The 21,845-nt window shown below is 68.2% G+C and carries 24 protein-coding genes; 19 read left to right on the forward strand and 5 right to left on the reverse strand.

Features of this window, described 5'->3' with window-relative positions; genetic code table 11:
* Window positions 1-4: 4 nt before the first annotated feature.
* Entirely contained in the window at window positions 5-544 is a 540-nt protein-coding gene (locus tag ACIQTX_RS02770; protein ID WP_181156843.1) for a low molecular weight protein-tyrosine-phosphatase, read from the reverse strand.
* A 91-nt stretch (window positions 545-635) separates the two neighbouring features.
* On the opposite strand from ACIQTX_RS02770, the gene ACIQTX_RS02775 reads away from it, so the two are divergent.
* The 4 genes from ACIQTX_RS02775 to ACIQTX_RS02790 are packed head-to-tail and all read left to right on the forward strand — an operon-like array spanning window position 636 to window position 2,894.
* Window positions 636-926 carry a hypothetical protein gene (locus ACIQTX_RS02775; protein WP_402968588.1) on the forward strand — a complete coding sequence of 97 codons (291 nt, stop codon included), beginning with the start codon at window positions 636-638 and terminating at the stop codon, window positions 924-926.
* The gene (locus tag ACIQTX_RS02780) at window positions 923-2,239 is read left to right on the forward strand and encodes a hypothetical protein (protein WP_402968591.1); all 1,317 of its coding nucleotides are present in this window, start codon (window positions 923-925) and stop codon (window positions 2,237-2,239) included. The genes ACIQTX_RS02775 and ACIQTX_RS02780 overlap by 4 nt, the downstream gene beginning before the upstream one ends.
* Window positions 2,240-2,277: 38 nt before the next feature.
* Complete coding sequence (locus ACIQTX_RS02785; RefSeq protein WP_402968594.1) at window positions 2,278-2,496, forward strand: type II toxin-antitoxin system VapB family antitoxin; 219 nt, start codon at window positions 2,278-2,280, stop codon at window positions 2,494-2,496.
* Window positions 2,493-2,894, forward strand: a complete 402-nt coding sequence (locus ACIQTX_RS02790) for a PIN domain nuclease (RefSeq protein WP_402968597.1) — start codon at window positions 2,493-2,495, stop codon at window positions 2,892-2,894. The genes ACIQTX_RS02785 and ACIQTX_RS02790 overlap by 4 nt, the downstream gene beginning before the upstream one ends.
* A gap of 9 nt (window positions 2,895-2,903) precedes the next feature.
* On the opposite strand, the gene ACIQTX_RS02795 is transcribed toward ACIQTX_RS02790, so the two are convergent.
* Genes ACIQTX_RS02795 through ACIQTX_RS02805 form a run of 3 tightly spaced genes read right to left on the reverse strand, consistent with a single transcriptional unit; the run spans window position 2,904 to window position 3,933 of the window.
* Window positions 2,904-3,308 (reverse strand): phage holin family protein, encoded by a 405-nt coding sequence (locus ACIQTX_RS02795; protein WP_028501024.1) that lies wholly within the window; start codon window positions 3,306-3,308, stop codon window positions 2,904-2,906.
* Window positions 3,309-3,342: 34 nt separating this feature from the next.
* Window positions 3,343-3,723: a type II toxin-antitoxin system death-on-curing family toxin gene (locus ACIQTX_RS02800; RefSeq protein WP_402968600.1), complete on the reverse strand. Its 381-nt coding sequence runs from the start codon at window positions 3,721-3,723 to the stop codon at window positions 3,343-3,345.
* Between the two features lie 3 nt (window positions 3,724-3,726).
* Complete coding sequence (locus ACIQTX_RS02805) at window positions 3,727-3,933, reverse strand: ribbon-helix-helix protein, CopG family (protein WP_017829758.1); 207 nt, start codon at window positions 3,931-3,933, stop codon at window positions 3,727-3,729.
* Between the two features lie 86 nt (window positions 3,934-4,019).
* Here ACIQTX_RS02805 and ACIQTX_RS02810 point away from each other — a divergent pair, with 86 nt between their 5' ends.
* The 4 genes from ACIQTX_RS02810 (at window position 4,020) to ACIQTX_RS02825 (ending at window position 8,673) form a co-directional block, all read left to right on the forward strand.
* Complete coding sequence (locus tag ACIQTX_RS02810; RefSeq protein WP_402968603.1) at window positions 4,020-5,087, forward strand: histidinol-phosphate transaminase; 1,068 nt, start codon at window positions 4,020-4,022, stop codon at window positions 5,085-5,087.
* Window positions 5,088-5,193: 106 nt separating this feature from the next.
* Window positions 5,194-6,321 (forward strand): thiamine pyrophosphate-dependent dehydrogenase E1 component subunit alpha, encoded by a 1,128-nt coding sequence (locus ACIQTX_RS02815; protein ID WP_402968606.1) that lies wholly within the window; start codon window positions 5,194-5,196, stop codon window positions 6,319-6,321.
* Window positions 6,322-6,332: 11 nt separating this feature from the next.
* A complete protein-coding gene (locus ACIQTX_RS02820; protein ID WP_036273701.1) occupies window positions 6,333-7,298 on the forward strand; it encodes an alpha-ketoacid dehydrogenase subunit beta in 966 nt (321 codons plus the stop codon).
* 28 nt (window positions 7,299-7,326) lie between these two features.
* Complete coding sequence (locus ACIQTX_RS02825; RefSeq protein WP_402968609.1) at window positions 7,327-8,673, forward strand: dihydrolipoamide acetyltransferase family protein; 1,347 nt, start codon at window positions 7,327-7,329, stop codon at window positions 8,671-8,673.
* Between the two features lie 6 nt (window positions 8,674-8,679).
* Here ACIQTX_RS02825 and ACIQTX_RS02830 read toward each other — a convergent pair whose 3' ends face one another.
* The gene (locus tag ACIQTX_RS02830; protein ID WP_402968612.1) at window positions 8,680-9,900 is read right to left on the reverse strand and encodes an ROK family protein; all 1,221 of its coding nucleotides are present in this window, start codon (window positions 9,898-9,900) and stop codon (window positions 8,680-8,682) included.
* A gap of 100 nt (window positions 9,901-10,000) precedes the next feature.
* Here ACIQTX_RS02830 and ACIQTX_RS02835 point away from each other — a divergent pair, with 100 nt between their 5' ends.
* From ACIQTX_RS02835 to ACIQTX_RS02885, 11 genes are read left to right on the forward strand one after another with little or no spacing between them, the layout of a single operon-like run.
* A complete protein-coding gene (locus ACIQTX_RS02835; RefSeq protein WP_402968615.1) occupies window positions 10,001-11,332 on the forward strand; it encodes an ABC transporter substrate-binding protein in 1,332 nt (443 codons plus the stop codon).
* The gene (locus tag ACIQTX_RS02840) at window positions 11,329-12,267 is read left to right on the forward strand and encodes a carbohydrate ABC transporter permease (protein WP_402968618.1); all 939 of its coding nucleotides are present in this window, start codon (window positions 11,329-11,331) and stop codon (window positions 12,265-12,267) included. Before ACIQTX_RS02835 ends, ACIQTX_RS02840 begins: the two co-directional genes overlap by 4 nt.
* Window positions 12,267-13,145, forward strand: a complete 879-nt coding sequence (locus ACIQTX_RS02845) for a carbohydrate ABC transporter permease (protein ID WP_402968621.1) — start codon at window positions 12,267-12,269, stop codon at window positions 13,143-13,145. The genes ACIQTX_RS02840 and ACIQTX_RS02845 overlap by 1 nt, the downstream gene beginning before the upstream one ends.
* 51 nt (window positions 13,146-13,196) lie before the next feature.
* Window positions 13,197-14,885: a glycoside hydrolase family 13 protein gene (locus ACIQTX_RS02850; RefSeq protein WP_402968624.1), complete on the forward strand. Its 1,689-nt coding sequence runs from the start codon at window positions 13,197-13,199 to the stop codon at window positions 14,883-14,885.
* Window positions 14,886-14,938: 53 nt separating this feature from the next.
* Complete coding sequence (locus ACIQTX_RS02855) at window positions 14,939-15,970, forward strand: metal ABC transporter solute-binding protein, Zn/Mn family (RefSeq protein WP_402968627.1); 1,032 nt, start codon at window positions 14,939-14,941, stop codon at window positions 15,968-15,970.
* A complete protein-coding gene (locus tag ACIQTX_RS02860) occupies window positions 15,967-16,800 on the forward strand; it encodes a metal ABC transporter ATP-binding protein (RefSeq protein WP_402968630.1) in 834 nt (277 codons plus the stop codon). Before ACIQTX_RS02855 ends, ACIQTX_RS02860 begins: the two co-directional genes overlap by 4 nt.
* Window positions 16,801-16,814: 14 nt before the next feature.
* A complete protein-coding gene (locus ACIQTX_RS02865; protein WP_402608531.1) occupies window positions 16,815-17,675 on the forward strand; it encodes a metal ABC transporter permease in 861 nt (286 codons plus the stop codon).
* Between the two features lie 46 nt (window positions 17,676-17,721).
* Entirely contained in the window at window positions 17,722-18,138 is a 417-nt protein-coding gene (locus tag ACIQTX_RS02870) for a Fur family transcriptional regulator (RefSeq protein ID WP_028500999.1), read from the forward strand.
* Window positions 18,135-19,175, forward strand: a complete 1,041-nt coding sequence (locus ACIQTX_RS02875) for a permease (protein ID WP_028500998.1) — start codon at window positions 18,135-18,137, stop codon at window positions 19,173-19,175. The genes ACIQTX_RS02870 and ACIQTX_RS02875 overlap by 4 nt, the downstream gene beginning before the upstream one ends.
* Before the next feature lie 4 nt (window positions 19,176-19,179).
* Complete coding sequence (locus ACIQTX_RS02880; protein WP_402968634.1) at window positions 19,180-19,989, forward strand: TIGR03943 family putative permease subunit; 810 nt, start codon at window positions 19,180-19,182, stop codon at window positions 19,987-19,989.
* Complete coding sequence (locus ACIQTX_RS02885; RefSeq protein ID WP_402968637.1) at window positions 19,979-21,844, forward strand: hypothetical protein; 1,866 nt, start codon at window positions 19,979-19,981, stop codon at window positions 21,842-21,844. The genes ACIQTX_RS02880 and ACIQTX_RS02885 overlap by 11 nt, the downstream gene beginning before the upstream one ends.
* Window position 21,845 lies beyond the last annotated feature (1 nt).

Consider the following 21,845-nt stretch of genomic DNA (forward strand, 5'->3'; position numbering starts at 1 on the left):
CCCCTCAGATGCGGGGCGTGCGGGGGAGACGAAGAGCGGGTTCGAGCTGTCGGAACAGGCCCCGAGTCGCCGCCTCAATCATACCGAGCACGGAATCGAACATCTCCGCGCCCGCGTAGTAGGGATCGGGCACGTCGTGGGTCGTCGCGTTCGGGTCGAATGCGAGCAAGAGTGTGACCTTGCCTTCTTCGTCTTCGTCGTGCGCCCATTCCCGCAGGATTCGCTCGTGCGTGCGGTCGAGGGCGACGACGAGATCGTTGTCGGCGAAGGCGGCGGCGGTGAACTGCTTGGCGCGGTGCTGGGAGCCGTCGAAGCCGTGGCGGGCGAGTGAATCGATCGTGCGGTGGTCGGCGCGTTCGCCGAGATGCCAGTCTCCGGTTCCGGCGCTGCGCGAGACGATGCGCGAGCCGAGTCCCTGGCGTTCCGCGAGGTCGCGGAAGACGACCTCGGCCATGGGAGAGCGGCAGATGTTCCCCGTACAGACGAAGATCACGCGGAAGGGATCCGGGGATGTCACAGATACATTCTGCCCGGCCTCGGGCATCCTGCACAGCGCGGCTCGGTCCGCGCGATCCTCTGCACACCATGAGCGGGCGTCCGTCTCTCCACCGGTCGTGGGATTCGTGCCGGGCGAGATGCCCGCGATCCCGGATGCTGGGGCCATGTATTCGTTCGCGCAGGACCAGGCCGGCGGTTCCTCACAGCTCTGGGGGAGTTCCCTGGCGCGCCACGAGATCGGCGCTGCCATCTCGACGCTGGAAGAGGCGGGATCGACCCTGGTCGCGCTCGTCGACAGTTCGGACTGGCAGTCCGAGGGGTTTCGCGCGCTGAACGAACTGCTTGCGCGCCTCCGTGACGAAACCGCAGTCGAGATCGGAAACCTCAAGGTTCGCGAGTGGGAGCTGGGAGAGGGGGCGGAGGGATGAACGTGATCTCCGGCAGCGGAGTACCGACGAATGCCGGGGGGTTGGAGATCGACCACGGTGGAGCGATCGCCGTCGACACCGAGCAACTGCGCGATGTCGGCTATCGGATGCGCGCGGTGGCCTCGCAGTATGACGAAGCACGTGAAGCGGTCACCCGCGCGCAGGCTCTCATCGCCTCCTCTCCGGAGCCGCCACCCCGAGTAGATGTCAACGCGTTGCAGCGGAACGGTGCGCGAGTCGGTGCCCTGTGCACAGAAGTCGAGAACGCCTGTACGGGCGCGCTGTTGATGGCGGATGCGTTCGAGGTGGTCGAGTTGCGGGCGCAGGCTGAGGCGCTCGCCCTCACCGATGCCGCGGCAGCCAACGCCGTCCAGGCGCGCGTGGACAGGCTGGTCGCCGACGATGAGCGGATCGGGACCATGGCGGACTGGCTGGTGGCGGGGTGGGAGAGGCGCCGGTTCGAGGGGCTGGGAGATCAGTACGACGCGGCGGGGGCGCTCCCGCCGCTGTTCTTGGGCGGTGCGTTGGTGGGTATCGCTTCCGGGCTCGGAAAGGTCCGCTCCGGCATGGTTCTGAAAGGAGCGGCCGAGGGCGTGAGCGTGACGCCGGTGGCGACATCGAATCCGGGCGCGCCGACGGGCCTCGCCGCCGCGTTCAGAAGGATGCCGGGGGTGAATGCGCAGGTCGCGGTCGAGAAGTACACGATGGTCGGCGGCGCGACCCGCTACGTGGCCTACGTCGAGGGGACCCAGAACTCACTGCCATGGCAGGCAGGCGAGTCGGAGCCGTGGGACATGAAGGCGAACATCGAGCTCTACCAGGGGCGAACATCCGCGTCGTATCAGGCCACCCTCGATGCGCTCGCGGCCGCTGGTGCGGAGCCGGGCGACCAGGTCGATGTGGTCGCCCACTCCCAGGGCGGGATGATCGCCGCCCGCCTCGCGATGGAGAGTGAGTTCGCGGTCTCGACCCTGATGACGGCGGGAAGCCCCACGGAGCCGACCCTCGGCGACGACCAGACCCTGATCCAGCTCCGGCACACCGACGACATCGTGTCGACGCTCGCCGCTGGCGGGTCGATCGACGGAACCGGATCGCCCGACAGTTTCACCGCGTCGCGGGTCGGCGATCCGCGCGACGGGTTGCAAGACCTCACGCTGCAGACCCACGCCCTCGAGACCTACATCGAGACGGCGGAGATGGTGGATGCGTCTGACGATCCTCGCGCCGAGGCCGTCGACGAGTACTGGGAGGAGCTCGGAGAGGCCGTGCAGGTCGAGCGCACGGAGTTCCACGCCGAGCGGACGGGGTGACCCTGATGGTTGGTGTATCAGAGGTGTATGGTCTGTGCATGGCGCGCACGAACATCGATCTCGACGACGATCTCGTCCGCGAGGTCATGCGCAGGTACGACCTCGCCACGAAGAAGGAGGCGGTCGATCTCGCGCTTCGTCGACTGGTCGGGGTTCCTCTGACGAAGGAGTTCCTCCTCGGGCTGAAGGGAACGGGATGGAGTGGCGACTTCGATGCGATGCGCGATGATCCGCAGAATCCGTGGAGTGCGGAGTGATCCTCGTCGACTCATCCGCATGGATCGCCTACCTTCGCGGTGTCGAGTCGCCGGTCGTAGCGCGGTTGGATGCGCTGATCACCGCCGGCGCGGAGATCGCGATCACGGAGCCGGTGATCATGGAGCTGCTGGCCGGAGCCCGGAGGCCTCGTGAACTGGCGAGAGTGGAGGCGCTCGCCAACGGGCTACTCCTCGCTGCCCTCGCCCCGATGACCGACTTCCGGGACGCCGCCGACCTCTATCGTGCCTCGGCGGTCAACGGGCATCCGATCCGGAGCATGATCGACTGCCTGATCGCGGCAGTCGCGATCCGCCGCGGACTGCCGCTCCTGCACAGCGACCGTGACTTCACGTTCCTCGCAGAGATCAGTTCCCTTCGCCTCGACCCAGTGAAGTGAGGCGCCGGCTCAGTCGCGGCGGGAGTTCTTGTTCTGCGGGCGCAGGATGAAGCCGAAGATGCCGTTGATCACCGAGATGATGAGCGCGGCGACCACGCCCCACCAGAAGTCGCCGACCGTCAGGCCCCAGCCGAAGCCGCTCGTGATCCAGGCCGTCAGCCACAGCAGGAAACCGTTGATCAGGAAGCCGATCAGCCCGAACGTGATGATGTAGAGCGGGAAGGCGACGATCTTGACGACCGTGCCGATGATCGTGTTCACGAGCGCGAAGATCGCGGCCACTGCGAGCAGCGTCAACACCAGCTGCAAGGTCTCGCCGGGAGGGAATGCGGTGACGACCACCTGCAGGGCAGGGATCAGTGTCACGACCCACAGGGCGAACGCGTTGACGACGACTCGGATGATGAAGCGCATGGTCCGACCAGTGTCCCACGGACGCCCGCGGGTGTCAGCCTGCGGTGTCTTCCACGATGTGTGCGGCGATGACCCGTGCGATCTGGTTCAGATCCAAACGGCTCTGTGCGACGTCGAGAACGAAGTCGAATGCCTCGTCGTTCGTGAACGTCACCTCGTATCCGTTGAGTCGGATGAAGATGAACGTGAGGTACAGGGAGATCCGCTTGTTCCCGTCGAACAGCGCGTGGTTCTGTGCGACCGAACTGATCAGCGCCGCGGCCTTCTCCGCGAAGGACGGATAGGCATCGACTCCGAACATCCCCGCTGAGGGGCGAGCGAGCGCGGAGAAGAGCAACCCCTCGTCACGGACGTGCAGTCCGAGTTTCGCTATCAGGGCGAGGGCCTGCTCCGGCTCGATGTATTCCGTCGCCATCGCTCAGGCGTCTTCGAGTCGCTTGAGCGTCTCGGCGTAGCGTTCGGTCACCTCGTCGGCTATCGAGAGCACGCGGTCTGTTTTCGACTCGCTGTTCGCGAACCGCGTCGCCGCCTCGATGATCACCGCGTGCTTCGAAGTGTGCCGGGCGCGCGCGATCGCCTCGAGCTGCGCATCGAGTTCTTCCGGGAGTCGCACCGTCATCGCCATACCAGAATGGTACCACCGCCCATCGCGCCTCGATAGGCCGTGTCCGAGCCCGTCGCCGCCCGGTGCTCCCTCGTAGACTCGACCTCGTGACCGAGCCGATCCTGCCCCGCATCCGACCAGCCATCGCCGCCCTCGCGCCGTATCGCCAGGGCAAGCAGGCAGGCCCCGATGCGTTCAAGCTCTCCAGCAACGAGAACCCGTTCGATCCGTTGCCCTCCGTGCTCGAGGCGCTGCAGCGCACGACGCCGATCAACCGCTACCCGGATGCGACGGCCGCCCGCCTGCGCAAGCGGCTGGGGGTTCGCTACGGGGTCGACCCCGACCAGGTGCACGTGGCCTCAGGCAGTGTCTCGATCCTGCACCAGCTGATCCTGGCGACCGCATCCGTGGGCGATGAGGTCATCTACGCCTGGCGCTCCTTCGAGGCGTACCCGAGCCTCCCGCTCGTCGCGGGCGCAACCGGGGTGCAGGTGCCGCTCACGGCCGACTCCCGTCACGACCTCGACGCGATGGCCGACGCCGTCACCGACCGCACCCGCGCGATCATCCTGTGCACCCCGAACAACCCGACCGGTCCGGTCATCACGTCGGCGGAGTTCGCCGCATTCGCCGCGCGGGTGCCCTCCGACATCCTCATCATCCTCGACGAGGCGTACACCGAGTTCGTGACGGCGCCCGACGCGGTCGACGGTCTCGCCGAGCGAGTGTTCGAGCGGCATCCGAACGTCGTCGTGCTGCGCACCTTCTCGAAGGCCTACGGCCTCGCGGGGCTGCGGGTCGGCTACGCGATCGGGCACGAGAAGGTGCTGGATGCCGCGCGCACCACCGGCATCCCGCTCTCGGTCACGTCTGCCGCCGAGAACGCCGCGATCGCGAGCCTCGACGCGGAGCCCGAGCTCCTCGAGCGCGTCGCCGTGATCGTCGATCGACGCACCCGCCTCGTGGAGGGTCTCCGTGCTCAGGGGTGGGACGTTCCGGATTCCCAGTCGAACTTCGTCTGGCTCCCCACGGGTGGGCGCACCGACGAAGTGGCCGCCGCGTTCGTCGCTGCCGACCTGGTCGTCAGGCCCTTCTCCGGCGATGGCATCCGCATCTCCGTCGGGGAGGAAGCCTCGATCCAACGCGTGCTCGAGGTCGCGGCCGCGCTCCGCTGAGTCGCCGTTCTTCGCTGGGGCGCGCGTGATTCTCCGGTTTCCGGGCAGTTACGAGGGCGTCCTAGGTATGCGTGACCGGGCATGCGGGCGCGGGTAGCGTGAGAGCGTGACCACCTCCGAGACACCCCTTGTGAGCGTTCTGGACGAGACCGGACGGTACGCTCCGTCCGCCGCCGCTGAGCGATACCTTCCCCTGATCGAAGCGATCGGCGATGCCGAGCTCGAGCAGTTCTACCGGGACATGGTCGTCATCCGGGCCATCGACACCCAGGCGACGAACCTGCAGCGGCAGGGGCAGCTCGCGCTGTGGCCGCCGAGCCGTGGGCAGGAGGCGGCGCAGGTCGGCTCCGGTCGTGCCGCCCGTGCGCAGGACACGATCTTCCCGTCGTACCGCGAGCACGCCGTGACCCGCATCCGCGGCGTCGATCCGGTCGACATCATCAAGCTGATGCGCGGAGTCTCGCACGGCGGGTGGGACCCCACCGACCCCAAGAACGGCAATACCCGGCTGTATACGCTCGTACTCGGATCCCAGGTGCTGCACGCTGCCGGCTACGGGATGGGCCTCGTCTTCGACGGCCGCACCGGGACCGGTGACGTCGACCGTGACGAAGCCGTCATCACCTACTACGGCGACGGCGCTTCGAGCCAGGGCGACGTGCACGAGGCGATGGTCTTCGCCGCGAGCTACCAGGCGCCGACCGTCTTCTTCCTCCAGAACAACCAGTGGGCGATCTCGGTGCCGGTGTCGACGCAGTCGCGGGTGCCGCTCGTGCAGCGCAGCGCCGGCTACGGCATCCCGAGCGTCCGCGTCGACGGCAACGACGTGCTCGCGAGCTACGCGGTCTCCCGCACCGCTCTCGATGAGGCTCGCAGCGGCAACGGCCCGCAGGCGATCGAGGCCGTCACCTACCGGCTCGGCGCACACACCACCAGCGACGACCCGACGAAGTACCGCGGCAGCGACGAGGAGCAGCTCTGGGCAGGACGCGACCCGATCGTCCGGATGCGGGCGTTCCTCGAAGGGCGCGGAGCCTCGGCTGAGCTCTTCGCCGACGTGGAGGCCGAGGCTGCGGATGCGGCCGAGGACCTGCGCGCTCGCAGCGTCGTGCTCACCTCTCCCAGCGCCGACAAGATCTTCGATCACGTGTACAGCGAGCCGCATCCGTTGATCGACGAGCAGAAGGCCTGGCGCGCGAAGTACGAAGCGTCGTTCGAAGGAGGAGCCCAGTGACTCTCGAGACGATGCCGCTGAGCAAGGCGCTGAACGCGGGCATGCGCAAGGCCATGGAGAACGACCCGAAGGTCCTCCTCATGGGCGAGGACATCGGCAAGCTCGGCGGTGTCTTCCGCGTCACCGAGCACCTGCAGCGCGACTTCGGCGACCGTCGGGTGCTCGACACCCCGCTGGCCGAGTCCGGGATCGTCGGCACGGCGATCGGGATGGCGATGGTCGGGTTCCGCCCGGTCATCGAGGTGCAGTTCGACGGATTCGTGTTCCCGGCGTTCGACCAGATCACCACGCAGCTGGCGAAGCTCACCAACCGGCACGAGGGCGCGATCAGCATGCCGATCGTCATCCGCATCCCGTATGGCGGACACATCGGCGCGGTCGAGCACCACCAGGAGAGTCCGGAGGCGTACTTCGCGCACACTCCCGGCCTGCGCGTGGTCTCGCCGTCGACGCCGAACGACGCGTACTGGATGATCCAGGAGGCGATCGCGTCGAACGACCCCGTGATCTTCATGGAGCCGAAGAGCCGCTACTGGCAGAAGGGCGAGGTCGAGCTCGACGCGTCCGCCGTTCCGCTGCACTCCTCACGCGTCGTGCGCTCCGGCAGCGACGTGACGCTCGTCGGACACGGCGCGATGGTCACCACCCTCCTGCAGGCCGCCGCGCTCGCTGAGGCCGAGGGCACGAGTTGTGAGGTCGTCGACGTCCGCTCGCTGTCGCCGGTCGACTACGAGCCCATCCTCGACTCGGTGCGCAAGACCGGGCGCATGGTCTACGCACAGGAGGCCCAGGGCTTCGGAAGCATCGGCGGTGAGATCGCGGCGACCGTCATGGAGCGTGCGTTCTACGCGCTCGAGGCTCCGGTGCTGCGCGTCTCGGGCTACGACACCCCGTTCCCGCCGGCGAAGCTCGAGGGCACTTACCTCCCGGATGCCGATCGCATCCTCGAGGCCGTCGATCGCTCCCTGGCATACTGACATCCCCGCTCGGCCGAAAGGACTCGTCATGAGCACGCAGAACTTCAACCTCCCCGACGTCGGAGAAGGGTTGACCGAGGCGGAGATCGTCGCGTGGAAGGTCGCCCCCGGCGACACCGTCGCGATCAACGATGTGGTCTGCGAGATCGAGACGGCCAAGTCGCTCGTCGAGCTGCCATCGCCGCACGCCGGTGTGGTGGGCGAGCTGCTCGTCGAGGAGGGCGCGACGGTCGAGGTCGGCACCCCCATTATCACTTTCGTGACGGAGCCAGCAGCCGGTGCCCCGGCGGCTCCGGCTCCCGCTGCTCCCGCCGCGGAAGAGGGCGGCGGCTCGGTGCTGGTCGGCTACGGCACGGGGGGTGGCGCCACGTCGCGTCGCAAGCGTCCGGCCGAGCGTCCGGTCCGTTCCTCGGTCGGCGTGATCGCGAAGCCCCCGATCCGCAAGCTCGCACGCGACCTCGGCGTCGACCTCACGACGGTCGCAGCGACCGGCGCCGACGGCGAAGTCACGAGGGACGACGTCATGAAGCACGCCTCGCAGGCGAGTGTCTTCCGCAACATCGAGACGCCCGAGTGGGGGACCGTGCGTGAGGAGACCGTTCCCGCGCCGCAGCCCGCTCCGGCAGGACTCGCACGAGGACTCACCGCGACCCGGCCCTCTGCCGCCGGCGACGACCGCACCGAGTCGATCCCGGTCAAGGGCGTGCGCAAGGCCACTTCTTCGGCGATGGTGCAGAGCGCGTACTCGGCCCCGCACGTGACAGTGTGGAAGGAGATCGACGCCAGCCGCACGATGGAGCTCGTCAAGCGCCTCAAGGCCTCGCCCGACTACGCCGACATCCGGGTCTCACCGTTGCTGATCATGGCCCGCGCCGTGATCTGGGCTGCGCGCCGCACGCCGATGGTGAACGCTGCCTGGATCGAGACAGAAGCCGGTGCCGAGATCGCCGTGCGCCACTACGTGAACCTCGGGATCGCCGCCGCCACTCCGCGCGGTCTGCTGGTGCCGAACATCAAGGACGCCCAGGACCTCGGCATGAAGGATCTGGCCCGGGCGCTGAACCGCCTGACGCTCACGGCGCGCGAGGGCAAGACCCCGCCGGCCGATCAGCAGGGCGGCACGATCACGATCACGAACATCGGTGTGTTCGGGATGGATGCCGGTACCCCGATCATCAACCCCGGTGAGGCCGGAATCGTGGCGATGGGTACCATCAGTCAGAAGCCGTGGGTCGTCGACGGCGAGGTACGCCCCCGCTGGGTGACCACGGTGGCAGGGTCCTTCGACCACCGCGTGATCGACGGCGACGGCATGAGCCGTTTCATCGCCGATGTCGCTTCCGTGCTCGAGGAGCCCGCACTGCTGGTGGACTGACCCGCGTCACGCGCTCGCGCGGAGGCGCTCCTCGGCGAGCCGCGGCACCGCGTGCTCCCTGGCCGCGCGGCGAGCGGTCGCCACGGCTCCGCGGGAGACGACCTCAGCCCCCAGCGTCGACGCCAGGATCTCCGGCGCCGGCAGGTGCAGCTCCTCGGGAAGGATGCGTCGGGCCGCGGTCAACACGGGCTCGATGCTCTCGGCGACCGCTCCGCACACGATGACGCGCGTCGGGTCGTACATGCTGCCGAGCACGCCGACGATGCGGGCGACGGTGGCCCCGACGCGGGAGGTGACCAGCACGGCATCGGGGTCGCCCGATGCGGCGAGGGTCAGCACGAGCCGCGGGTCGATGCGGTCGGTCTCGGCGAGGCGGCCGACCACGCTGTCCTGCGCGATCTCTCCGGAGTCGAGCGCCGCACGCACCTGATCCTGCACCGAGTAGCGGAGCCCGAACGCCGAACCCACACCCACGATGTGGTCGAACACGACGCCCTCGCCGACGCCGCCGTGCGCACCGTGCAGCACGTGTCCGTCGACCACCACGCCGCCGCCGAACCGCTCGCTCGCGAGCAGGGCCACGTAGTCGCGGCATCCGATCGCCGCTCCCTCTGCACCTTCGGCGATGGCGGCGAGCTGCGCGTCGTTCTTGATCTGGACGACCGGGGCCCAGTCGTGCAGGGCCTCAGCCAGGCCGGGGTTGGTGCGCTCCCAGAAGCCGTCGGGGTGGGGCGGGGAGATGCCGTCGCGGTTCACGGGCGCTGCGACGCCGACGCACAGTGCGAGCACCTGGTCGCGCGTCACCTCGGCCTCGGCGAGCGCATCGCCCAGGCGGGCGAGGATCGTCGCGCGTCGCTCCTCGGCCGACTGCGAGGGCTCGAACTCCACGCGGTGATGCACGAGGGTCCGGTCGAGGGGGTCGGCCACGGTGACGGCGAGGTGGGTGTCTCCCGCGTCCACCCCGATCACGACGCCGAGGTCGGGGGCCAGCGCGAAGCGGCGCGAGGGGCGACCGGAGCGGTAGGTGCCGGCGGCCCGTGCGTTCGGGAGCTCGCGCAGCACGTCTGCGCCGACCAGGGTGTCGATCGCGTCGATCGCGGTCGAGCGGGTCAGGGAGGTGCCGGCCATCGCCTCGGTCGCGGTGAACTCGCCCGCCGTCCAGGCGAAGTCGAGCACTGCTCCGACGCTCGCGCGTCCGGTGCCCAGGTCTGCGGAGACTTCTGTCATTGCGCTTGACCTCCCTGTCTTCCAATGAGAGAGTACCGTTCGACAGAGTAAATTCGCTCACTAGATTTAGTATTCGGATTTACATGACGGAAGGACGACGGTGTCTGAGAGACGAACAAGAGCAACCCGAGCGGTGGCCGCGGCCCTGGGGGTCACCCTGGTCGGCACGGCGCTCGCCGGCTGTGCTCCCGGGTCGGAAGCGGAGACCATCCGCTTCACCTTCAGCAAGCGTGAGGCGATCGAGTTCATGACCGCTCTCGTCGCCGAGTACAACTCCTCGCAGAGCGACGTGAAGGTCGAGATCGACACCTCGGGTGTCGACGTCGTCTCGGCGAGTTTCGTGCGGGGCAATCCGCCCGACATCATGCTCGCCAACTACAACTACGAGATCGCCCGGTTCGTGCAGCGCTGCGCGCTCACCGATCTCGCAGGCACCGACGCCGCCGCGAACATCCGCGACGACCTGCAGCCGCTCATGGATCAGTACGGATCCTGCGAGGGCCGCACGAGCGCCCTGCCGTACTCGGTGATGGCGGCATCCGTCATCTACAACAAGGAGATCTTCCAGGCGCAGGGCCTCGAGGTGCCGCAGACCTGGGACGAGCTGCTCGCCGTGTGCGAGCAGCTGAAAGCCGCCGGCATCGATCCGTTCTACGGCACGTTCAAGGACGACTGGACCGTGGGGCAGGGCTGGTACGACTACACCGCCGGCGGTTCGGTCGACGTGATCGACTTCTTCGACGCGCTCGCGGCCGAAGGTGCGGATGTGGGCCCCGACTCCGAAGTCTCGTTCTCGAAGGACTTCGCCGAGCCGATGGAGCGGATGCTGCAGCTCGCGAACGACTACACGAACGAGGATGCTCCGAGCCGCGGCTACGGCGACGGTAACCTCGCGTTCGGCAAGGGCGAGGCCGCGATGTACCTGCAGGGTCCGTGGGCCTTCAGTGAGATCGCGAAGACCGCGCCCGACCTGCAGCTGGGCACCTTCCCGCTGCCGATGACCGACGACCCTGCCGACCTCGGCGTGCGCGTCAACATGGACCTCGCAGTGATGATCCCCGAGGGCTCGCACCATCAGGAGGCCGCCCGCGACTTCCTCGAGTTCCTCTACGAGCCGCAGAACATCGAGGAGTACAACGCCTCGCAGCTCGGCTTCACCCCGACGAAGGGTGCTCCAGCCCCCGACGACCCCCGCATCGAGGGGATGGTCGAGTACTACGACAACGGGCAGATCTATCAGGGGCCATCGGTGCTCGTACCCAAGACGCTTCCGATCATGAACTACGCCCAGGCGATGGTGCTCGGGGCCTCCCCGACCTCCATCCTGCGCACCATGGACGCGGACTGGGCTCGCATCGCCTTCCGCGCTCCGATCCCCTCGACGAAGGACACCGCATCCGCTTCCGGCGAGACAGAGGAGTCCGCGCCATGAGCACCACCACCCCCACCACGACCGGCGACAGCACGACGCTCATCGTCACCGGCGGCGATCGAAAGCTCCGGCGGCGCACGCGTCGCGTCGAGCCGATCTACTACCTGTTCCTGTTGCCGACGCTGGTGATCTTCACCCTCGCGATCACGGTGCCGGGAGTGATCGGCATCTTCTTCAGCTTCACCGACTCGATCGGCATCGGCGAGTGGAGCTTCAACGGACTGACCAACTACATCGCGCTGTTCAGCGATCCGTCGATCCTGCAGAGCTACCTGTTCACGTTCGGGTTCTCGATCGCCACGGTCATCGTCGTGAACGTGGTCGCGTTCCTGCTCGCGGTCGGGCTCACCTCGCGCATCCGATTCAAGACGGGCCTGCGCACGATCTTCGTGATCCCGATGGTGATCTCGGGCATCATCATCGCCTACGTCTTCAACTTCCTGTTCTCCAATTCGATCCCGGCGGCGGGTGCGGCAGCCGGCATCCCGTGGCTCGAGACGAGCCTGCTGGCCAATCCCGACCTCGCCTGGATCGCGATCGTCATCGTCACCGCCTGGCAGGCCGTGCCCGGCACGCTGCTCATCTACATCGCCGGCCTTCTGTCCGTCCCGGGCGGGGTCTATGAGGCGGCGAGCATCGACGGCGCCAGCAAGACGCAGCAGCTCACCCGCATCACGCTCCCGCTGGTCGCGGGGTACGTGGTGATCAACGTGGTCCTCGGGTTCAAGGGCTTCCTGAACGCCTACGACATCATCGTCGGCCTCACCAACGGCGGCCCCGGCACCTCGACCCGCAGCGTCGCGATGACGATCATCGCGGGCTTCAACGGCGGCGACTACGCCTACCAGATGGCCAACGCGACCATCTTCTTCATCGTCGCCGTGCTCATCTCCCTCCTCCAGCTGTCGCTGACGCGCGGAAGGAACGCACTCTGATGTCGACGCAGACACTCACCACCATCCCCACCTCGGGCAAGAAGCGCCGCGTGCGCATGGAGCGGGTGAACTGGTCGGGCACGATCATTCTGATCCTGTGCGCGGTCACCGTGCTCCTGCCCCTGTACGTCACCCTGTCGATGGCGTTCAAGACCACGGGTCAGGCCGTCGACGGCAACGCGTTCTCGCTGCCGGCTCCGTTCAGCATCGACGGGTTCGTCGAGGCGTGGAACCTCACGAAGTTCCCGGTCGGCGCCGGCATCTCGCTGCTCGTCACCGCGGGCACCGTGGTCGCGACGATCGTGCTGGCGGCCTTCGCCTCCTACGCCATCGTGCGCAACTGGGACCGGCGGCTGTTCCGTTACTCGTTCTTCTACCTGCTCGCGGCGATGTTCATCCCGTTCCCGGTCGTGGCGCTCCCGCAGATCCAGCTGACCGGACGCTTCGGACTCGACAACCCCTTCGGCGTGATCATCCTCGCGACGATGTTCCAGCTGAGCTTCAGCGTGCTGCTGTTCACCGCTTTCCTGCGCTCGATCCCGATCGAGCTGGAGGAGAGCGCGCGCATCGACGGGGCGACGACCTGGCAGACGTTCTGGAAGCTCATCTTCCCGCTGCTCGCCCCGATGAGCGCGACCGTCGGCATCTTCGCGTTCCTCTACGCCTGGAACGACTTCATGATGCCGTCGCTCATCATCGCCGATCCGGCGCTGCAGACGCTGCCCGTGCGGCAGAACCTCTTCCAGAACCAGTTCAGCAACAACTACAACGTCGCGTTCGCCTCGTACCTGATGGCGATGGCGCCCGCGATCCTGGCGTACCTTTTCACGCAACGATTCGTCATGGAAGGCGTCACGCAGGGCGCCGTCAAGGGCTGACACTCACACCGAAGCACCCGACCACCGAAAGAAAGAAGGAGTTCTCCTCTCATGACCGACGCGCTTCTCGCCGAGACCCGCACCGCCGAAGACGCCGCCTGGTGGCGTCAGGCGGCCGTCTATCAGATCTACCCGCGCAGCTTCGCCGATGCGAACGGCGACGGGATCGGCGATATCCCGGGCATCGTCTCGCGGGCCGACTACCTCCACGACCTCGGCATCGACGCGGTCTGGCTCAGCCCGTTCTATCCGTCTGCCCTCGCCGACGGGGGATACGACGTCGCCGACTACCGGGGCGTCGACCCGAGGCTCGGCACCCTCGCCGACTTCGACGACATGGTCGAGGCGCTGCACTCCCGCGACATCCGCGTGATCGTCGACATCGTCCCGAACCACTCCTCCGACCAGCACGAGTGGTTCCAGGAGGCGCTCGCCGCCGGACGCGGTTCGGCTGCGCGCGAGCGCTACATCTTCCGCGAGGGCGCAGGCCCCGACGGCTCCGAGCCGCCGACCGACTGGGACTCCGTGTTCGGCGGCAGCGCTTGGGAGCGTGTGCCGGACGGCCAGTGGTACCTGCACAACTTCGCTGTCGAGCAGCCCGACCTGAACTGGGACCACCCCGAGGTGCGCGCCGACTTCTTGAAGACCCTGCGCTTCTGGTCGGACCGCGGGGTCGACGGGTTCCGCATCGACGTCGCCCACATGCTCACGAAAGACCTCAGCGAGCCGTTGCCGTCGCGTGCCGAGCTCGACGCGATGGACCGTACCTCGGGCACGCATCCGATGGTCGACCGCGACGACGTGCACGAGATCTACGCCGAGTGGCGCGCTGTCTTCAACGAGTACGACCCGCCGCGCACGGCCGTCGCCGAGGCCTGGGTCGAGACTCCGGAGCGCCGTGCGAAGTACGCCTCGGCCGAGGGGCTCGGGCAGGCGTTCAACTTCGACCTGCTGGTCGCCGACTTCGACGCCGCGCAGTTCCGGAGCATCATCGCCGACAACCTCCAGCAGGCGCAGGCGACCGGATCGTCGACCACCTGGGTGCTGTCGAACCACGACGTCACCCGGCACGCCACCCGCTACGGACTCCCGCCGCTGAACGGTCGCCCCGTCAAGCAGGGCACCGAATGGGTCAAGGCCGGCGGTCCTGCCGAGGGCCTCGACCGTGAGGGCGGACTCCGCAGGGCGCACGCTGCGACCCTGCTGCTGCTCGGCCTTCCCGGCAGCACCTACCTCTACCAGGGAGAGGAGCTCGGACTCCACGAGGTGGCACAGATCACACCGGAGCAGCGCCAGGACCCCGGGTTCTTCCGCGGTGCCGACTTCGACGGCCTCGGTCGTGACGGATGCCGTGTGCCGCTGCCGTGGACCGTGGCCGGTTCCTCGCACGGCTTCGGGACTGCGGGTGCGCACCTTCCGCAGCCGGAGTGGTTCGCCCAGTACGCGGTCGACGTCGAGGCGGCCGATCCCGCGTCGACGCTCTCGCTGTACCGGGAGGCTCTGGGCCTGCGGCACCTGCTGCAGACCGGCGAGACTCTGGAATGGATCGAGACCGGACGCGCCGACGTGCTGCGCTTCGCCCGCCCCAACGGCTGGCAGGTGGTGTCGAACTTCGGCACCGAGCCGTTCGACCTCGGGGCCGATGCCGCTGACGCCGTGCTGGCGAGCTCCCCACTCGAGGGCTCTGCGCTTCCCGGCGAGGCGACGGCCTGGATCGCCCCGGCCGAGCTGATCAGGTAGCCACCCCGGAACCCGATTTGATAATGGTTCTCATTAGCGTTTAGAGTGAGGGCATGAAGAAGCCCGTCGTCGCCCTCGCCCTCGCATCCGTCGCCGCCCTCGCGCTGGCCGGATGCTCCACCCCGGCTGCGGGAGAGGGCGACGACGGCACCATCACGGTGGTCGCGAGCACCAACGTCTACGGCGACATCGCCGCGACGATCGGTGGCGACCGCGTCGACGTGCAGTCGATCATCACCTCCGCCTCGCAGGACCCGCACTCCTACGAGGCCAGCGCCCGCGACCGGCTGACCGTGCAGAAGGCCGACCTCGTGATCGAGAACGGCGGCGGCTACGACGCCTTCATCGACACGCTGCTGCAGGACGCGAAGGCTCCGCACGTCGTCACCGCCGTCGAGTACTCCCACGACTTCCCCGGCAACGAGGGACACGACGAAGCCGAGCACGATCACGCGGACGAGTCGGCGACCGATGCCCCCGAAGAGAGCGATGCCCCGGAGGAGGAGGCGCACGACCACGCCGAGGACGAGGCGGGACACGAAGGACACGACCACATCGAGGGCTTCAACGAGCACGTCTGGTTCGATCCGCACACGATGATCCACGTCGTCGAGGCCATCGCCGACGAGCTGACCGAGCTCGACCCCGATGGTGCAAAGGAGTTCGCGGCCAACGCGGCCACCCTCACCGCCGACCTCGAGGGCTTCGAGACGGAGCTTGCGACCCTCAAGACGGAGGCGCCGGACGTGAACGTCTTCATCACCGAGCCGCTGCCCGGCTACCTCGCCGCAGCCGCCGGATTCACCGACGTCACCCCCGAAGGATTCGCCGAGTCGGTCGAGGAGGGCACCGACGTCGCCCCGGCCGTGCTGCTCCAGGCGCTCGACGTGATCGGCAGCGGCCAGGTCACTGCCCTGCTGACCAACGCGCAGACCGGCGGCTCCGAGACGCAGCGCGTCGAGACCGCGGCGAAGGACGCCGGCATCCCCGTCGTCGCCTTCACGGAGCTGCTCGAGGACGGATCGTCGTACTCTGAGTGGATGAGTGACGCGATCCAGAGCCTCGCCGCCGCCGTCAAGTCGTGAGCGGCGCCCCACAGCGCGAGAATCCGGTCCTCGAGATCTCCGACGCGTCGCTGCACCGCGGTGATCGCGAACTCTGGTCGGGCCTTGACCTCACGGTCGAGCCGGGGGAGTTCATCGCGGTGCTCGGCCCCTCCGGGTCGGGCAAGACCACCCTGCTGCGCAGCATCCTCGGTCTGCAGCCGCTGTCTTCGGGCACGATCCGCGTCGCGGGTGAGCCCGTGCACCGCGGCAACTCCCGCATCGGATACATCCCGCAGCAGCGCTCGCTCGCCCCTGACACCAGCATGCGGGCTCGTGACATGGTCGCACTCGGGGTGCAGGGGAGCCGCTTCGGCTTCCCCATCCCGCACCGCGGCGACCGGGCCAAGGTAGACCGGCTGCTCGAGTCGGTCGGCGCCTCGCACTTCGCCGATCGGCGGGTCGGGCTGCTCTCGGGCGGTGAGCAGCAGCGGCTGCGGGTCGGACAGGCCCTCGCCGACGAGCCCGCTCTGCTGCTGTGCGACGAGCCGCTGTCGAACCTCGACCTCGCCAACCAGGTCGGAGTCACCGACATCATCGACCGCCAGCGCCGTGAGCGGGAGGCGGCGGTGCTGTTCGTCACCCACGACATCAACCCGATTCTCGGCAGAGTCGATCGCATCCTCTACATCGCCGGCGGACGGTTCCTCCTCGGCACCCCCGACGAGGTGCTGCAGACGCGCGTGCTCACCGACCTCTACGGCACCCCGGTGTTCGTGCTCCGCGCCGGCGACCGCCTCGTCGTCGTCGGTGTGCCGGATGCCGAGCCCCACCACGACCACGGCGATCACGAGCACGGAGGAGCGGCATGAGCGTCGCGCTGGGCATGGTGCCTCTGGTCGACTGGAGCGACGTCTTCTCCTTCCAGGACTACGGCGAGCTCGTGGCCCTGCTGTCGAACTCGATCATCGCGGGTGCCGTGCTCGGCATCGTCGGCGGGTTGATCGGCGTCTTCGTGATGCAGCGCGACCTGGCTTTCGCGGTGCACGGAGTGAGCGAGCTGTCGTTCGCCGGAGCCGCGGCGGCCCTGCTCTTCGGTGGCAGTGTCGTGGCCGGATCCCTCGGCGGAGCGCTCGTGGCCGCGATCCTGATCGGCATCCTCGGAGCCAAGGCCAGGGACCGCAACTCGATCGTCGGCGTGCTCATGCCGTTCGGCCTCGGCCTCGGCATCCTGTTCCTCTCGCTCTACGACGGTCGCAGCGCCAACCGGTTCAGCCTGCTCACCGGGCAGATCGTCTCGGTCTCGAGCCCGGACCTCGGCTGGCTCATCGGCATCAGCATGGTCGTGCTGATCGGGCTGCTCGTGATGTGGAATCCGTTGCGGTTCGACTCGCTCGACCCGGAATCGGCCGCCGCGCGCGGGGTGCCGACCCGTGCCGTCAGCCTGCTGTTCATGGTGCTGCTGGGCCTGATCGTCGCGGTGAGTGTGCACATCATCGGGGCGCTGCTGGTGATGGCGCTGCTGGTCACGCCCGCAGCCGCCGCGATGCGCGTCACCGCCGGACCCATCGCCGTGCCGCTGCTGGCCGCGCTGTTCGGCTTCGTCTCGGCGGTCGGCGGCATTCTGCTCGCCCTCGCCGGCACGCTGCCCGTGAGCCCGTACATCACGACCCTGTCGTTCACGATCTACGTGGTGTGCTGGATCGTGCAGAAGGCGCGGGCCCGGGTTCGCCGTGTGCGGGCCTGAGATCCACTCCCAGCCCTCCCCAACCCCCGCGGCCTAGACTCTTCGTATGGCTCAGCGGAACACCTGGCAGCGCGAACGCGTGCGCGAAGCACTCGCCGACGCGCGCGGATTCGTGAGCGCGCAGAACCTGCACGCCTCGCTGCGCGACGACAACACCGGCATCGGCCTCGCCACGGTCTACCGTGCGCTGGCCGGGCTCGCAGCCTCCGGCGACGCCGACTCGCTGCAGAGCCCCGAGGGCGAGGCGCTGTACCGCGCCTGCACCACGCAGGGCCACCACCATCACCTCATCTGCCGGTCCTGTGGTCTGACCGTCGAGATCGAGGCGAAAGACGTCGAGCAGTGGGCGCACCGCACTGCGGCCCTTCACGGCTTCACCGAGGCCGCCCACGTGGTCGACATCTTCGGTCTGTGCACCCCGTGCGCGAACAAGCGCGACGCCGAGAGGGCCGCGTCCGCGTGAGCTCCTCGGCAGCAACGGCGACCCGTCACGGCCACTCCCATCGCCCGGCACCCTCGCCGCGATCGGCGTGGATCGGTGCGGGCCTCGGCGCCGCCATCATCGCCGCACTGTTCCTGGTCGACGCCTTCCTGCCGAAGCTGTTCCCCGCCTCGCTGCCCACCCGCGCACAGGACGGGCTCACGCTCGCGCTGAGCGTGCTCATCGAGGCCCTGCCGTTCGTGATCCTCGGCGTGCTGCTCTCGATCGTGGTGCAGGTGTGGCTTCCGGCGGATGTCATCCATCGCTGGCTGCCCAAGCGCGCGTGGGCTCGTCGTGCGGTCTTGTCGTTGCTCGGAATGTTGATCCCGGTGTGCGAGTGCGGCAACGTGCCCTTCGCCCGTGGACTCATGATGCGCGGGCTCGCACCGGCCGAAGCCATGACGTTCCTCATCGCCGCACCGATCGTGAACCCGATCGTGATCCTCACCACGCACGCGGCCTTCGGCTGGGACGGCGGCATCCTGGTCGCCCGCCTCGTCGGCGGCTACCTGATCGCGAACCTGATCGGCTGGATCTACAGCCGCCACCCCGACCCCGACGGCATGCTCACGCAGCGCTTCGTCGACACCTGCGACCGCGTCACCCACGAACCTGGCACGCCCGTGCGACGCAGCCTCACGCAGTTCCTCGTAGAGCTGCGCGCCGTGATGCCCGCGCTCGTGATCGGCTCGGCCCTGGCCGGAGCCGTGCAGGTGCTGATCCCACGGGAGTGGCTGCTGGCGATCGGGTCGAACCCGGTGCTGTCGATCGTGGCGATGATGGCTCTCGCGATGACCGTGGCGATCTGCTCGAACGTCGATGCGTTCTTCGCGCTGTCGTTCGCCTCGACGTTCTCCTCCGGAGCCATCGTCGCGTTCCTGCTGGTCGGTCCGCTCGTCGACATCAAGATGCTCGCGCTGATGCGCACGACGTTCACCACCCGCACTCTCGTCGGCATCGTAGGTATCGTCCTCGCCTCGGCCTTCGCGATCGGGATCGGGGTGAACGTCCTTGTCTGAGAAGATGGCGCTGTCTGAGCAGACAGCCACGCGCGCACGCGCACTCGGCACCCGCTGGCTGGGGGTCGGGCTCGCTGCGGTGATCTCGGTGGTGACCCTCGGCCTCGGTCTCACCGGGCGCCTCAACCTCTACATCAGCCCGGAGTCGGTCTGGTTCGCGTGCACCGCCGCGGTCGTGACCCTGGCCGGAGCCATCTGGTCGTGCACCCTGCCGCTCGGCGAAGAGGGTGACCACGGACATGATCACGGACCGGTCGCTGATGCGGCCGACGACACCGACTCAGACCATGGCACGGCTGCCCCCCGCCGCTCGTTCGCCGGAGTCGCGGCCGTCACTGGTGGCGTGATCGCCTCGGGCATCGTCGTCGCTGCCCTCGTGCTGCCTCCCGCTTCGCTGTCGGTCGAACTCGCGATGTCGCGTGCGGGGGAGCAGAGCGCGTTGTTCGCTGGTGCCGACACGGTCGCCCTCGGAGTGGCCGACACCTCTACTTTCGGCGTCGGAGACTGGGCGAGCGTGTTCGCCGGGTCGACGAACACCGCCGCCTACGACGGAGCCGCCGTGAAGCTCACGGGATTCGTGACCCCTGGTGGTTCGGGCGACGACGACGTGAACCTCACCCGGCTGGTCATCACGCACTGTGTGATCGATGCGCAGACCGCGGTCCTGCCGGTCACCGTGGATCCTGGCGAGTACCCCACCGGCCAGTGGGTGGAGGTCACCGGAACCGTGCGAGCGGATGCCGATGGCAAGCTCCACATCGAACCGACCGACGTCGTCGCGATCGACGAGCCGGGAGACCCGTATGAGTACTGACGACGAGCGCCCCGAGGTACCGGCGGTCCCGCAGACCCGCGCGGAGATGCGTGCAGCGCGGGAAGCAGCCGAGGCCGCAGAGGCCGAGCGGATCGCCCGCGCAGCTGCGCCCGCCGATCAGGGGGCACCGCCCGCAGAACAGCCGGACGCAGACGCGCCGGCCGCTGACGAAGCCGCAGTTCGGGAAGCCGCAGTTCGTGAGGCCGCTGCTCGGGAAGCTGCTGTTCGTGAGGCCGGCGATCGCGAGGTCGCCGAGCAGGAGGCCGCTGCCAGGAAGATGGCCGCCTTCGAGGTCGCGGCACGCGAAGACGTCGAGGCCACCACGCTTCCGCCGGTCCCCGTCGCCCCTGAGCCTGTATTCGTCGGCGCTGCTCCTGTCGCCGAGGCCGAGGCCGAGGCCGAGACCGAGGCCGCCCCGTCCGACGAGGCGTATGCGCCGCCAGCGCCTCGTTTCCGCTCCGAAGAGCAGGCCAGCGGCAAGACCGTGAAGCCCCGCCGTTTCGTGCTCACGCTCGTCGCGGTCCTCGGTGTCCTCGTCGTCGTCGGAACTGGACTGGGCATCGCCAGCCTCCTGCAGGGTCCGCGGATCAGCAATGTGCAGGTGGACGCCAAGCAGGCGATCGAGTCGTCCGGAAGTCGGGCCATCCTGACCGCGAATCAGGCGCTCGCCGACATCGACCCGTCACAGGTCACCGTCGAGCCTGCGGTGCCGTTCACGGTCGACGCCTCCGGTCGAGGGATCGGCGTGCGCTTCACGGTGCCACTCGACGACTCGACCACGTACACGATCCGTGTCGCCGACGTCGTGGGCGCCGGTGGAGGCCCGACGACCACGTTGACGACGAGCTTCGAGACACCGGCGTCCAACATCTTCCTGCTACGGCGTGATGTCGACGGCAAGGACAAGATCTTCCTCACCGACCTCAGCGGCGAGAAGGCTGTTCCGGTCTTCGAGCATGCCAAGATCAACGACTTCCGCGCGACCTCCACACAGCTCGTGGTCTCGGTGGAGGAGGATGACGGCTCTCGACTGCTCGTGATGGACCGCGACGGCAAGAAGCAGCGCGAACTGAAGTTGCCCGGCGACGGCTACGTGGGCGCGATCCAGGTCTCCGAACGCGGCGGCCTGGTCGGCTACAGCTACTCCGACAAGGAGCTGAGCGATACCGAGGGACGCGCGAGCGTGCTCGTCACCCAGTCGCTGAGCGGTGACGACGACCCGCAGATCATCGAGGTCGCCGGCGCTGAAGCGAGCGTCTTCGTCTGGCAGTTCGTGCCCGACAGCGCTGCCGTGCTGTTCATCGACTTCGACGGCGCGCTGTCGCTCGTCGACCGCTCGAGCGATGCGGGCGTCCAGTCGCTCGGTCTCGCGGCGATGATCCAGGGGATCTCCCGCGGCACCTACACGGCGATCATCGAACGCCTCGACGGGTCCGTGGTCGAGCTCAACCTCGCCGACGGGTCGGAAGCGCCGCTCGCTGCATCCGATCCCGACTACGGCAGTGCCACATCGATCACGCCGTTCCCCGGCGGCACACTCCGACACGTCGTCGCCCGCGACGAATCGGGGCTCCCGATCGGTCAGGCGGTCGTCCGCGTCGACGACGACGGCAAAGCCACTCCGCTGGTCGAGGTCAGCTCTGCGGATTCGATTCTGCAGGCGTGCGCATCGCCGAGCGGCCAGTACGCAGCGGTCGTCGTCGCGCCCGACCTGGCGAACAACCCGTACGACGGGATGCTGCTGCCGCTGCCGGAGAAGGTCGAGACGCACCTGATCGACATGGTCTCGGGCGAGGAGATCGTCGCCCTCACCGGCTTCGACGCCTCCTGGTGCCAGACGGCCCCGCGATTCTGAG

Source organism: Microbacterium sp. NPDC090281 (assembly GCF_044769635.1).
In the GTDB taxonomy this organism is placed as follows: domain Bacteria; phylum Actinomycetota; class Actinomycetes; order Actinomycetales; family Microbacteriaceae; genus Microbacterium.